The sequence below is a fragment of the Pseudoruegeria sp. SK021 genome (assembly GCF_002119405.1).
In the GTDB taxonomy this organism is placed as follows: Bacteria; Pseudomonadota; Alphaproteobacteria; order Rhodobacterales; family Rhodobacteraceae; genus Meridianimarinicoccus.
The window spans coordinates 149,662-162,084 of sequence record NZ_MTBG01000001.1; the positions used below are offsets into that span (position 1 = coordinate 149,662).

General features: G+C 60.4%; 14 protein-coding genes. 2 read left to right on the plus strand and 12 right to left on the minus strand.

All coding sequences use genetic code 11. The features are described from left to right. Positions 1 to 10: 10 nt before the first annotated feature. The gene (locus BV911_RS00660) at positions 11 to 637 is read right to left on the minus strand and encodes a cation transporter (RefSeq protein WP_086051650.1); all 627 of its coding nucleotides are present in this window, start codon (positions 635 to 637) and stop codon (positions 11 to 13) included. Positions 638 to 711: 74 nt separating this feature from the next. Between BV911_RS00660 and BV911_RS00665 the strand changes: the two genes are divergently transcribed. Both BV911_RS00665 and BV911_RS00670 read left to right on the plus strand, forming a co-directional pair. Next, a complete protein-coding gene (locus tag BV911_RS00665) occupies positions 712 to 1,128 on the plus strand; it encodes a helix-turn-helix domain-containing protein (RefSeq protein ID WP_086051651.1) in 417 nt (138 codons plus the stop codon). Further along, positions 1,079 to 2,332, plus strand: a complete 1,254-nt coding sequence (locus BV911_RS00670; RefSeq protein WP_086051652.1) for a winged helix-turn-helix domain-containing protein — start codon at positions 1,079 to 1,081, stop codon at positions 2,330 to 2,332. The genes BV911_RS00665 and BV911_RS00670 overlap by 50 nt, the downstream gene beginning before the upstream one ends. 38 nt (positions 2,333 to 2,370) lie before the next feature. On the opposite strand, the gene BV911_RS00675 is transcribed toward BV911_RS00670, so the two are convergent. The 11 genes from BV911_RS00675 to coxB form a co-directional block, all read right to left on the minus strand. Then, complete coding sequence (locus tag BV911_RS00675) at positions 2,371 to 3,789, minus strand: FAD-binding oxidoreductase (RefSeq protein WP_086051653.1); 1,419 nt, start codon at positions 3,787 to 3,789, stop codon at positions 2,371 to 2,373. Then, positions 3,782 to 4,615: an MBL fold metallo-hydrolase gene (locus tag BV911_RS00680; protein ID WP_086051654.1), complete on the minus strand. Its 834-nt coding sequence runs from the start codon at positions 4,613 to 4,615 to the stop codon at positions 3,782 to 3,784. The genes BV911_RS00675 and BV911_RS00680 overlap by 8 nt, the downstream gene beginning before the upstream one ends. A gap of 85 nt (positions 4,616 to 4,700) precedes the next feature. Then, a complete protein-coding gene (locus tag BV911_RS00685) occupies positions 4,701 to 5,285 on the minus strand; it encodes a GNAT family N-acetyltransferase (RefSeq protein WP_086051655.1) in 585 nt (194 codons plus the stop codon). A 117-nt stretch (positions 5,286 to 5,402) separates the two neighbouring features. Further along, positions 5,403 to 6,665, minus strand: coding sequence for a pitrilysin family protein (locus BV911_RS00690; protein ID WP_086051656.1), 1,263 nt, complete (start codon positions 6,663 to 6,665; stop codon positions 5,403 to 5,405). Next, positions 6,662 to 8,053, minus strand: coding sequence for a threonine synthase (gene thrC, locus BV911_RS00695; protein WP_086051657.1), 1,392 nt, complete (start codon positions 8,051 to 8,053; stop codon positions 6,662 to 6,664). Before thrC ends, BV911_RS00690 begins: the two co-directional genes overlap by 4 nt. Before the next feature lie 5 nt (positions 8,054 to 8,058). Beyond that, the gene (locus BV911_RS00700) at positions 8,059 to 8,739 is read right to left on the minus strand and encodes an SURF1 family protein (protein ID WP_086051658.1); all 681 of its coding nucleotides are present in this window, start codon (positions 8,737 to 8,739) and stop codon (positions 8,059 to 8,061) included. A gap of 82 nt (positions 8,740 to 8,821) precedes the next feature. Then, entirely contained in the window at positions 8,822 to 9,622 is an 801-nt protein-coding gene (locus tag BV911_RS00705) for a cytochrome c oxidase subunit 3 (RefSeq protein ID WP_086051659.1), read from the minus strand. Between the two features lie 30 nt (positions 9,623 to 9,652). Beyond that, entirely contained in the window at positions 9,653 to 10,237 is a 585-nt protein-coding gene (locus tag BV911_RS00710; RefSeq protein ID WP_086051660.1) for a cytochrome c oxidase assembly protein, read from the minus strand. Further along, positions 10,234 to 10,422 (minus strand): hypothetical protein, encoded by a 189-nt coding sequence (locus BV911_RS00715; RefSeq protein ID WP_086051661.1) that lies wholly within the window; start codon positions 10,420 to 10,422, stop codon positions 10,234 to 10,236. Before BV911_RS00715 ends, BV911_RS00710 begins: the two co-directional genes overlap by 4 nt. Then, entirely contained in the window at positions 10,422 to 11,360 is a 939-nt protein-coding gene (cyoE, locus tag BV911_RS00720) for a heme o synthase (RefSeq protein WP_086051662.1), read from the minus strand. Before cyoE ends, BV911_RS00715 begins: the two co-directional genes overlap by 1 nt. Before the next feature lie 64 nt (positions 11,361 to 11,424). Continuing rightward, positions 11,425 to 12,285 carry a cytochrome c oxidase subunit II gene (gene coxB, locus BV911_RS00725; protein ID WP_240512091.1) on the minus strand — a complete coding sequence of 287 codons (861 nt, stop codon included), beginning with the start codon at positions 12,283 to 12,285 and terminating at the stop codon, positions 11,425 to 11,427. Positions 12,286 to 12,423 lie beyond the last annotated feature (138 nt).

A 12,423-nucleotide genomic window follows, 5' to 3' on the forward strand; every position in this document is an offset into this window, starting at 1 on the left:
CTGCACGCCCTCAATGGGCGTGCACCGCCGCGTCGCGCTGTTCTTGCCATGCTTGCCGCAAGATTTGCACCGCCGAGGTCAGGAACAGCCCGGCCATGATCCCCGCCACGATCAGGTCGGGCCACCCGGTCGCGGTGCCCCAAACCCCCAACGCCGCCACCATCACCGCCACATTGCCGATCGCGTCATTGCGTGAACACAGCCACACCGACCGGACATTGGCATCACCATCCTTATAGCGCACCAAGATCGCCACGCTGGCCAGATTGGCCGCCAGCGCCATCAGCCCGATCACGCCCATCACCCCGGCCTCGGGCACGCCCACATAAAACACCCGGTACAGGGTCGATCCAAACACCCACAGCCCCATCAGCAACAGGCTAATCCCCTTGGCCAAAGCCGCCCCGCTGCGCACCCGCACCGAGGCCCCGATCACCGCCAAGGAAATCCCATAGGTCAGCGCATCGCCCAGAAAATCCAACGCGTCGGCCTGCAACGCCTGACTGCGCGCCATCTGACCCGCGCTCATCTCGACCGCGAACATGCCCGCGTTCAATGCGATGACGATCCACAATCGCCGCTTATAATCCGCCGACACCCCGTCGAACTTCGCCTCGTGACTGCAACAGCCTGCCATGGGAATCCTCTTTCTCACTGCCTGCCCCTGATGTAGGGTCTCTAGGGACTAGAGGTTCAAGAGGTATTTTTCAGATGTTGTCGATTGGCACCCTGTCCAAGCGTACCGGCGTCAAGGTGCCGACCATTCGCTACTACGAACAGGTCGGACTTCTGGCCGCGCCGGAACGCACCGACGGCAATCAGCGCCGCTATGGCCCGGCCCAACTGGAACGGCTCGGCTTCATCCGCCATGCCCGCGATCTGGGGTTCTCGATTGAGGCGATCTCGGCCCTGATCGATCTGCAAGACCATCCCGACCGGTCCTGCGTCACCGCCAATGCCATCGCCCGCACCCAACTATCCGATGTCCGCGAAAAGATCGCCCGGTTGCAACGGCTAGAGACCGAACTGGCGCGGATCACCACCCGCTGCGAAGGTCAGGGCGTGGCGCAAAATTGCTATGTCCTTGCCTCGCTCGCCGATCACGGCTTTTGCGAAACCGAACATTAGCCCGACCGCCCAAGTGCCGCTTCGAATCTCAAACCGTGCTGCCCGCGCCCTGTGGCTGTCGCAACAGGGGCTGGCCAGCCCGCCCACTGGGCCGCTCGACCTGCCCCGGCTGATCGACCAGCTCGGCTTTGTGCAACTTGATTCGATTCAGGTCGTCGCTCGGGCCCAGCACCACATCCTCTGGTCGCGCAATCAGTCCTACCGCGAACCGATGCTGGATGCCTGCCTCGCCCGCGACCGCGCCATCTTTGAACATTTCACCCATGACGCCTCGGTCCTGCCGATGTCGTTCCTGCCCCTGTGGCGGCGACAGTTCGACCGCAAGGCACAGCACATGGCCCGGGCGGGCTGGATCAAAGACCTGCCAGACGCCGCCGCGCGCGCCGTCATCAAGGCCCGCATCGCCGCCGAAGGCCCGCTGTCGACCCACGCATTTGACACCAAGGTCAGCGGCCCCCGGAAAATGTGGTCGCGGCCGCCCCACAAGCTGGCGCTGGATTACATGTGGTACAGCGGTGAGCTGGCCACCTGCCACCGGGTGAATTTCAACAAATATTATGATCTGGCCGAGCGGGTGTTCCCGGCCCATCTGCGCGATCAGTGCCTGCCCGAGCAGGACCAGATCGACGGGCTGTGTCATGCCGCCCTCACCCGGCTGGGCATGGGCACGCTGGGCGAGATACAGAAATTCTGGGACGCCGTGACCCCGGCCGAGGTCCGCGCATGGGCCAACCGGCACGGCCCCAGCCTGCGCCCGGTTCTGATAGAAAGCGCACAGGGCGATTGGACCCCGGCGCTGGCACCGGTCGACATCGAAACCCGCTTGGCCGCCCTGACCGCCCCCAGCACCCGCACCCGCATCCTGAACCCGTTCGATCCGGCCATCCGTGACCGCAGCCGCCTGAGCCGCCTGTTCGGCTTTGACTATCGGGTCGAGATGTTCGTGCCCGCCGCCAAACGCCTCTGGGGCTATTACGTTTTCCCGATCCTCGAAGGCCACCGCTTCACCGGGCGGATTGAGGTCAAGGCCGACCGGGCCCGCTCTGTCCTGACGGTGCTGAACCTCTGGCCGGAACCGGGGATGGCGTGGCCCGCGGCCCGCCACGACCGGCTAAGGGCCGAGCTGGACCGCATGGCCCGGTTCATTGGCGTTGCACAGGTGGTCTGGGACACCCCCGAAACCGGTCCGACGAAAGTCCGATAAAAGTCCGACGATTGTCCGACGCCGAAAATCGCCCGATTTCAGCCCCTTAGCACCGCCCCAGGGTTCATGATGCCCTGAGGGTCCAGCGCCGTCTTGATCGCCCGCATCGCCGCCAATCGCGCCGGATCGCCATAGCGCTCTAACTCACCGACCTTCAGCCGCCCGATGCCATGTTCTGCGCTGACCGATCCGCCATGCTGATGCACAAGGTCATGAATCGCCTGCATAATCTGGTCGCGCTGACCCACGTAATCGGATTTCTTTCCACCCTTGGGCGGAAACACGTTGAAATGCAGATTGCCGTCGCCCATATGGCCAAAGCAATTCACCCGGAACGGGCCTAATCCTTCAACCAGTTGAAATCCCTCTGAAATAAATTCAGCCAAGGCCCCAAGCGGCACCGAAACATCATGGGACGAGATCGCCCCGATCCGGCTATTGCCCTCGGGAATGGTCTCGCGCACCGCCCAGAAGGCCTGTTTCTGGCCCACGGACTCAGCGATGACCCCGTCAGTCACCAGCCCCTTTTCCAGCGCGATTTCAAAGACTTCCAGCATGGCATCCTGGGCACTCTGATCGCCATGCAGCCCCAGTTCCACCAACACCGACCATTCCGGCGGCGTCCCAAATGGCAATCGCAACTCTGGCATGGTCTCAGTCAAAAAGGCCATGCCCTGACCGTGGATCAGCTCAAACGCCGACACGCCCTCGCCGACGCGGTCGTGAAAAAGATGCAACAGCGCCAATGCGTTACTCGGCGAATCCACCACGAAATACGCCACAGCGTCCGACGCGGGCCGCTGATACAGCCGCAGGCTAGCGGCGGTAATAATCCCCAGCGTCCCCTCTGACCCGATCAGCAAGTTGCGCAGATCATAGCCGGTATTGTCCTTCCTCAGCCGCTTCAGCCCATGCCAGATCGACCCATCCGGCAGCACGGCCTCCAACCCCAGACACAGGTCCCGGGCATTGCCGTACCGCAGCACGTTCACCCCACCGGCATTGGTCGCCAGATTGCCGCCGATCCGGCAGGACCCTTCCGAGGCCAGCGACAACGGAAACAGCAACCCCGCCGCCTCAGCCGCCATCCGGACCTCATGCAATGTGGCACCCGCTTCGGAAATCAAAATGTTTTCGTCGGGATAGACCGCACGAATGGCCCGCATCCGTTCCAGTGACAGCACGATCGGCGCGGCGCCGTCAGGCTTAATCTGACCGCCCACCAGCCCGGTTCCACCGCCATAGGGCACCACAGGCACCGCCGCATCCGACGCCGCCCGCACGATCAGGGCGACCTCGTCCACGGTGCTTGGCGCAACCACGCCCGCCGCCTGCCCCTGAAAGCGCCCGCGCGGCTCTTCCAGATAGGCGGGACCAAGTGGCCGGAATGTGGCTGCGGGCAAAGTCTGTGTCAGGCGCTCTAGAAGGCGCGCCGCGTCGCTGTCGGTTTCAGTCATCATCCTGCAGGTATGTTGGGTCAAGAACCACAACCGTAGGCCGGTCTGGCAGCGTGCGCAACGACACCTCGACCGATGACGCGCCGGTTTCGTCGATCACAAACTCATCCGCCATTCCGGCAAGGAACGCAGCCAATGTGCCACGTCCGAACCAATGCATCGGAATCACGACAGAGGATTGTAAACGCTTCAGAATTCGGATCATCATCGGCAAAGGCACCGTCATGCCGCCATCCACCGGGGCCATGACGACGTCCAAGCGGCCAAGGGCTACATATTGCTCCGGCGTCGGCTCATGATGCAGATGGCCGAGATGGCCGATACACAGGCCTTCCACCTCGAACACGAAGATCGAATTGCCATCTTGCCCGCCCCCCGGTCCGTCAGAGCGGATATCGGTCGAGACGCTGCGCACCAGCAAACTGCCAAGATCGAGATGGTGATCAGCTGGCCCACCTTCCGGGTTCCAGCCCGGCAACACATGGGGGATGCGCGGGTCCGGCGCTGTGGTCCAATGCGATCCATGCGCCCGATTCATCGTGGCCACATTCGGGAAAAACCCGGTCGGCCCTAAAAAACCGGTGTAATCAGTAACAACGGACAAGCCGCCCGGCTCCTCCAGCAGAAACATCGCATGGGCGATATACCTGAGGCGCACCGTGTATTGCGGCACAGGATCTCTGAAGGCGGCATTATGTAGGACTGCAATGCCGGGGACGGCATTCGCCAGTGCAATGCAGTGGCTGGGACGACGATCTTGTGCCGCGCTGGCCGTCACGGACAACAGACAAGCGGTCAGGCAGGCAATCAGAAAACGAGCAGGCATGTGCGATCTCCGTCCCATAAAGCACCCATTCGCGGTCGGGTCTCGAGACAGTCTAGCACAAAAAGCCCGGCTTCAGTGGTGCGGGCTAACCAACATCGGTCCGGCCCCGACGATCGCTGCGCAAATTGGCATAAAGCACATGGTTGCGCCACCGACCGTTGATCTGAAGATAACTTTGCGCGACGCCCTCATACTTGAATCCCGCCCCTTCTAAAACACCGCGCGAGGCGGCGTTCTCTGGCAGGCAGGCAGCTTCAATTCGACTGAGATCAAGGGTCGAGAATGCATGATGGGTGACAGCCCGAATGGCGTCCCGCATATAGCCTTGGCGCGCATAGCGCTGTGCAACCCAATACCCCAAGGTCCCGGCCTGCGCGGGCCCCCGGCGGATATTGTCCAGCGTGATCGCCCCAACCAACCCTTTTTCAGCCGCCGAAAACATGAACAAAGGCAAGGCAGTACCATTGCCGATGGACCGCTGCGCCCAGTACACGCGGTTGTTAAAGGCCTTGCGTGACAGGTGATCGCTGGCCCAGGACGGCTCCCAAGGCTTCAAGAAATCAGCGCTTTCGCGGCGCAAGGCGGCCCAAGCCGGAAAGTCCATATGACCGGGCGGCTTGAGAACCAGAAGATCCGAATGGATCTCTACCTTCTGACGTCTGAATATCATCACGCCGCCTGTCACGCCTTCCGCCAATTCGTCATCGGCGCGGCCCTAAGGCAATTGCGTGTATCCGCGCCATGACGATCCCCTAGCCCCCGTCGATGGCAGGGCGCACCATTGCCATCAGGCCGCCAGTCTGGCCCGCAATTCATCAATTACCGGCGCCTTCGACGTCGGACCGTACACCGCCATTGCCATCGGCGCCCGCGCCACAAGGTTTGTACCATAGTCGCGGATCTTGGCGGCAGTGACCCCTTCGATCAAGGCGACGGTTTCTTCCAGCGGCGGCACGCGATCCCAGATCGCGATCAAACGGGCCAGCCGTTCGGCCCGCGACGAAGGACTTTCCAGCCCCATCAGCAGGCCGGCCTTCATCTGCGCCCGGGCACGAGACAGTTCTTCAGGCGTCAGAGTATCCGCGGCGCGACGCATCTCGTCGATGGTGATCCGGCACAGATCGCCCAGATCCTCGGCGCTGGTGCCGGCATAGATCGTGGTTGTGCCGGTATCCGCATAGGCCGAAGCCTGCGCGAAAATCGTATAGCACAGCCCCCGCTTTTCCCGAACCTCTTGGAACAGGCGCGAAGACATGCCGCCACCCAATGCACTGGCAAAGACCTGCGCCGTGTAGATGCCTTGATCGCGGTAACTGGGCCCTTCAAGGGCAAGCGTAAAATGCACCTGCTCAAGGTCTTTGTCCCGGCGCATTTCGCCCATGGAAAAGCGGGCAGCTTCTGGCTGAACGAAATTTACAGGCTTCAAATGGGCGAACAGGCGTTCAGCTTCGCGGACAATTTCGTCATGATCGACCGAACCCGCCGCGGCGAGGATCATCTGCTCAGGCCCATAACGTTCGCCGGTAAAGGTGCTTAAATCGTCGCGGGAAAAGCTGCCGACCCGTTCTGCAGGTCCCAGAATGGTCCGTCCGATCGCCTGATCGGGATAGGACACTTCCTGCAACCAGTCGAACACGATATCATCTGGCGTATCAAGGCACTGACCGATTTCCTGAAGGATCACGCCGCGCTCGACTTCGATTTCTTCGGGCTTGAACACCGGATTCAGCACGATATCCGAAATCACATCCAGCGCCAGCATCACATCGTCTTCCAGCACCCGGGCGTAATAGGCGGTCATTTCCCGGCTGGTATAGGCGTTGATATAGCCGCCCACGTCTTCAATGGCTTCGGCGATCTGCAGCGATGTCCGCCGCTTGGTGCCTTTGAACGCCATATGTTCGAGGAAATGCGCAATCCCGTTCTGTTCAGGGCGTTCGTGGCGTCCTCCGGCAGTGATCCACAATCCCAAGGATGCAGATTTAAGGCCCGGCATCCGTTCTGTTACGATGCGCAGGCCGTTCGATAGCCGATGGACTTGTACACTCACGTTGCGATTTTCCTCTCTATGAGTGCTTGCAGAGCACTCAAATCGTTAGCAGCTTCCTCAACCCGTTCTGACCGTTCATAAAGGTCAGCCATCTGAATTGGAAGGGGCGGTCGCAGACCGGTTGCGTCCGCGACGGCATCGGGGAATTTTGCCGGATGCGCCGTGGCAAGTGTGATCATCGGAACCGCCGGATCGGCGTGCTCGGCTGCGACCTTGACCCCGACGGCGGAATGCGGACACAGCACCTCGCCCGTGGCCGCAAAGACCTGCGCAATGGTCGCGAGGGTGTCGTCCTCAGAGGCCCGGCCACTGTCAAACAGCTCGCGCAGGCGGTCAAATGCCCCCTGACTGATCGTAAAGCTACCCGTTGCTGACAGCGCGTCCATCTGCTGGGCAACAGCGGCACCGTCCCGATCATAGACATCGAACAGGATCCGCTCGAAATTGGACGAGACCTGAATATCCATGGACGGGCTGATCGAGGGCGTGACCCCGGCTTTGCTGTAGGCACCGGTCTGGAATGTCCGGTGCAAGATATCGTTCTGGTTGGTTGCGATCACCAGACGCTCGATCGGCAGACCCATCCGCTTGGCGACGTAGCCTGCGAAAATATCCCCGAAATTGCCAGTGGGAACCGTGAAGCTGACCTTGCGATCTGGGGCGCCAAGGGTGGTTGCCGCCGTGAAATAATAGACCACCTGCGCCAGAACCCGGGCCCAGTTGATCGAATTGACCCCGGCCAATTTAACCCGGTCACGGAAATCAAAGTCGTTAAACATGTCCTTCAGGCGCGCCTGACAGTCGTCAAAATCACCGTCCAGCGCGATGGCGTGGACATTCGAATCAGGCGGCGTTGTCATCTGGCGCCGCTGCACCTCGGACACCCGGCCATGCGGATACAAAATGAAGACGTCGACCGCATCCAGCCCTTTGAAGGCCTCAATCGCCGCTGCGCCGGTATCGCCGCTGGTGGCGCCGACAATGGTCACCCGGTCGCCGCGCCGCTTCAGGGCTTCTTCGAACAACTGGCCGATCAGCTGCATCGCGAAGTCCTTGAACGCGAGCGTGGGGCCGTGGAACAACTCTAGCACGAACTGATTCGGCGCGATCTGGACCAGTGGGGCCCGCGCCGGATGCGCAAACCCGGCATAAGCCCGGGCGATGATGTCTTGGAATTCGCTATCCGTGAAGGTGTCGCCGATAAACGGGCGCATGACCCGAAACGCGACCTCTTCATAGGGCAGACCGGCCAGCGCGGCGATCTCGGCCTTCGGCATCACCGGAATGGTCTCGGGCACATAAAGGCCGCCATCTCGGGCAAGCCCGGTCAGCATCGCCTCTTCGAACGTCAGGATCGGCGCCTGACCACGGGTAGATACATATTTCATCAAACTCAGCCTTCAGAAGCGCGTCGTCGCAGCGTTACCAGCAGATAGAGGGTCATGCCAACCCAGACCACCGCCATCAGAAACCAAGTCACCGCATATTGCAGGTGATCGTTGGGGATGCCGGCACTTGCCACCGGCAGTGGCGTCACCGCCAGTGGGTTTTCCGAGGTGGTCCGGGCAACCAGCAGCACCGGTTCGGTATTCAAGGCAGCAGCAAGGCTGTCAATGTCTCGGGCAAACCACATCCCGCCCGCAACGTCGGGATCAGGGGTGAAGCCGTCGACCTCGTCCGGCCAATGCAGGTTTCCGGTAATTGTCGCCGTGACTTCGGGCCGAACCCGATCCCGATCAGTCAGACGGATAAAGCCCCGGTCCAATAAGATGCGGCGGCCCCCTGTCTCGAACGGAGCAATGACGCGAAAGCCAGGGCCAACAAGTTTCAGGCTGGATTGAACGATGATTTCGTCGGCGAGGATCGTACCGGTGGCGGTGACAGGCAGAAAGGCGTCATCAACCGGATCGACTTGCGCAGGAAGCGACACCGGGGCACCGGCAATCCGCGCGTCGAGATCAGCAAGGATCGCCTCTTTCCACGCCAGCCGCTGCATTTGCCACAGGCCGAGCCAGATCAACAGCGCCGTCCCGGCAATGCCGAACAAAAGCGGCAGGATCATGCGGCGCGTCATGCAAACTCCGGTCGGGAAAGTAGCGGGAAACGAAAAGCGCGGGCCAAGTGCCCGCGCCTGTGGATCATTGGCAAGGGCTGGTTCAGCCGCCCCAGATGTAGATCGCCGCAAAGAGGAAGAGCCAGACCACATCGACGAAGTGCCAGTACCAAGCCGCCGCCTCGAAGCCGACATGCTGCTCTGGCGTGAAATCACCATTCATGGTCCGCAACAGGCAAACCCCAAGGAAGATCGTGCCGATGATCACATGGAAGCCATGGAAGCCCGTCGCCATGAAGAAGTTCGCGCCATAGATATTACCGGCAAAACCGAATGCTGCATGGCTATACTCGATCACCTGAAAGACCGAGAACAGCAGACCCAGCAAAATCGCCAACAGCAAACCGGTCTTTAGGTCCTTGCGGTTGTTTTCATGGACCAACGCATGGTGCGCCCATGTTGCTGCACAACCCGAGCACAGCAGAATCAGCGTGTTGATCAGCGGCAGATGCCAAGGATCAAAGGTTTCGATGCCCATGGGCGGCCAGACCGAAAACTCGATCGGCTGCTCGGGACCGCCGGGATACATGGCGTGCTTGAAAAAGCTCCAGAACCACGCGGCGAAGAACATCACTTCGGACATGATGAACATGATCACGCCATAGCGCAGACCGATCTGCACCACCGGCGTGTGATCACCCGCCTTGTTTTCCTGAACCGTTTCGGCCCACCAACCGTACATCACGTAAAGGACCAGCACGAGGCCGATCAGAAACATCCACGGACCGTGATCATGCATGAACAGCACTGCGCCGAACAGCATGACAAACGCACCAATCGAGGCAATCAGAGGCCAAAGCGATGGCTGAAGGATGTGATAGTCGTGGTTCTTTTCATGGGCCATGATGGGTCTCGATGTCTCTCGTCCAGGGCGTCAGTTGACTGTAAAAGGGGCTGCGGTGCTGCCCAAGTCTGCCCGGTATTCTTCGGGCAGGTCGGTTTCGTAGAATGTATAGGACAGGGTGATTTGATGCACGAATTTTGCGTCCCGGTCTTTGACAATTTCCGGATCGACATAGAACGTCACCGGCATCATCACCCGTTCGCCCGGTTCCAACACCTGCATCTCAAAGCAGAAGCAATCGATCTTGTCGAAATAACCCCCTGCGGAATACGGCGTCACATTGAAACTGGCCGTGCCGGCAATCCGGCGATCGGTTGGGTTATAGGCCTCATAAAAGGCCAATCCGGTTTCGCCGATCTGAAGGGTCATGGACCGCTCGACCGGCTTAAATTCCCACGGCATTTCATGGTCGGTGGAGGCATCAAACCGGATACGAATTGTCTGATCCAAGATGGTGTCAGACCCGGCATCCGAAACCTGCGGCGTCCCGCCAAAGCCTGTGACCTTGCAGAACCAGCTATAGAACGGCACCGAGGCCCAAGCCAAGCTGCCCATAAGCACCACTACCCCGACCGCCATTGCAGCCGTCTTGCGTGGGCCATCCAACTTGGTCATTGCCCCTCCTGCGGAATCAAAGCCGGGCGCGCCACGTGATCAAAGGCTTCGGTCGGGCCTGTCGCGCCGACCTTGGCCAGCGTCAGGCCAAACACCACGGCGACGAAGGCCAACAGGGCCAGACCGACCCCTACGTTCTGGCCGAAGCGACGCTTATGCAGATCATGTTCAGGGTTCAGGGCCATTACCAGATCTCCAGTCCAAGGCGTACAAGGCTTGCATCGATCAGCAATGCGCCAAAATGCAAGAATAGATAGTAAAGCGACAGCCGGAAGAAGCTGCGTTCGACAGCGTAATTATCCGCATCGGCCGCCGCATCATCCCGGCGCCAGATCGCGATCGCCCCGCGCAGGAACATCAGGTTCAGCACGATGGCGGTGGCAAGGTAGACCGGCCCGCCGATTCCCGAAAAACCGGTCGCAATCGCAAGCGGCGCAAGGATCAGCGTGTAGCCTAGAATATGACGCCGGGTGGTCCGACGGCCATGGGTCACGTTCAGCATTGGCACGCCCGCATCGGCATAATCAGACTTCATGAACAAGGCCAGCGCCCAGAAATGCGGCGGCGTCCACATGAAGATCAGCGCGAACATCAGCACGCTTTCCAGCGAGACATTGCCCGTCACCACGGCCCAGCCAATCATCGGCGGAAACGCCCCGGCTGCGCCACCGATCACGATGTTCTGCGGCGTCCAGCGTTTCAGCCACATGGTATAAATCACCACGTAGAAAAAGATCGTGAAAGCCAAAAGGCCTGCCGCAACGAAATTCGACGCCAGCGCCAGCATGACCACGGAAATCCCGGCAAGCGCCAGCCCGATGGCCCGTGCCTCGTCGGCGCGCACCCGTCCAGAGGGGATCGCGCGGGTCCGGGTCCGGCGCATGCGTTGATCGATATCTGCGTCCCACCACATGTTCAACGCACCAGAGGCACCGCCGCCCAATGCGATGAACAGAATGGAGGCGAAGCCCACCATCGGATGCACGGCGCCCGGCGCCACCATCATGCCCACAAAGGCGGTGAACACCACCAGCGACATGACCCGCGGCTTCAGCAACGACACGTAGTCGCCGAAGCCGGCGTCGCCGCTTTGGACCTCTGTATTGACGGATGCGTCAGTCATTCAGTTACTCCGGTGGATCGCCGCGCCCGGATCACCGGCACGCGGACACCCGATGTTCAGTTTCTTAGCGCGAAGCGACGTCGTAGGCTGCGGGCAGACCCGCGAATTCTTCTTGCGCGCCTGCAAGCCAAGCAGCGTAAACCTCTTCGCTGACCACTTTCACGACGATCGGCATATAGGCGTGGGCTTGACCGCACAGCTCAGAGCACTGACCGAAGTAGACGCCCTCTTGCTCTGCTGCGAACCACAGTTCCGCAAGGCGGCCGGGAACGGCATCTTGCTTCACGCCAAAGGCCGGGATCGTCCACGAATGGATGACGTCAGCGCCGGTCACCTGCATCACGACAGTCTTGCCCACCGGCACCACAACCGGATTGTCCGTCGCCAGCAGATATTCATCATCGGCATAACCATAGCTGGCAAGGTCTTCCCGCGCCAACATCAAGCTGTCGAAGGCAACGCCGTCATCCACATACTCATAGCCCCAATACCACTGGTAGCCGGTGACTTTGATGGTGAGGTCTGCTTCCGGGATTTCCTGCTGTTTGAACAGGATCGGCAAAGAGAACGCCCCGATGAACACCAGAATCAAGATCGGTACGATGGTCCAAGCGATCTCCAACGGAGAATTGTGCGTGAATTGCGCCGGGGTGGGGTTGGATTTGGCGTTAAAGCGCAGCCCGATATAGACCAGCAGCGCAGTCACCAGCAAAACAATCGCCGTGATGATGACAAGAATGAACCCGTCCAGCCACTGCAGATCGTGGGACAGTTCGGTCACCGCCGTCTGAAACCCGATTCCCCCCTGGTGCGGCTTACCGATCACCGGCAGATCACCAAGCACATCCTGCGCCTGAGCAGAGGATGCGGCCAGAACGGCAAGTGAAGCGGAAACAAGGCCAAATCTCGGCATTTTGATGTGCATATTCTCTTCCTGTAGATGTCGTTCAGAGAGTCTGCACCACACGCGCACATCCCCCTGCCGCAATCGCCCATTGCTGTGATGCTTACAAAGACCATATTTGACAGTATCGGACAAGCTTTCCCCACTGCGACATTGAGG

Bases quoted from the DNA above. Each gene is read 5' to 3' on its own strand.
- BV911_RS00665 (WP_086051651.1), top strand. From the start codon at position 712: ATGTTGTCGATTGGCACCCTGTCCAAGCGTACCGGCGTCAAGGTGCCG.
- BV911_RS00670 (WP_086051652.1), top strand. From the start codon at position 1,079: ATGTCCTTGCCTCGCTCGCCGATCACGGCTTTTGCGAAACCGAACATT.
- cyoE (WP_086051662.1), bottom strand. From the start codon at position 11,360: ATGACTGACGCATCCGTCAATACAGAGGTCCAAAGCGGCGACGCCGGC.
- BV911_RS00660 (WP_086051650.1), bottom strand. From the start codon at position 637: ATGGCAGGCTGTTGCAGTCACGAGGCGAAGTTCGACGGGGTGTCGGCG.
- BV911_RS00710 (WP_086051660.1), bottom strand. From the start codon at position 10,237: ATGACCAAGTTGGATGGCCCACGCAAGACGGCTGCAATGGCGGTCGGG.
- BV911_RS00680 (WP_086051654.1), bottom strand. From the start codon at position 4,615: ATGCCTGCTCGTTTTCTGATTGCCTGCCTGACCGCTTGTCTGTTGTCC.
- thrC (WP_086051657.1), bottom strand. From the start codon at position 8,053: ATGAAATATGTATCTACCCGTGGTCAGGCGCCGATCCTGACGTTCGAA.
- BV911_RS00715 (WP_086051661.1), bottom strand. From the start codon at position 10,422: ATGGCCCTGAACCCTGAACATGATCTGCATAAGCGTCGCTTCGGCCAG.
- BV911_RS00675 (WP_086051653.1), bottom strand. From the start codon at position 3,789: ATGACTGAAACCGACAGCGACGCGGCGCGCCTTCTAGAGCGCCTGACA.
- BV911_RS00700 (WP_086051658.1), bottom strand. From the start codon at position 8,739: ATGACGCGCCGCATGATCCTGCCGCTTTTGTTCGGCATTGCCGGGACG.
- BV911_RS00685 (WP_086051655.1), bottom strand. From the start codon at position 5,285: ATGATATTCAGACGTCAGAAGGTAGAGATCCATTCGGATCTTCTGGTT.
- coxB (WP_240512091.1), bottom strand. From the start codon at position 12,285: ATGCACATCAAAATGCCGAGATTTGGCCTTGTTTCCGCTTCACTTGCC.
- BV911_RS00705 (WP_086051659.1), bottom strand. From the start codon at position 9,622: ATGGCCCATGAAAAGAACCACGACTATCACATCCTTCAGCCATCGCTT.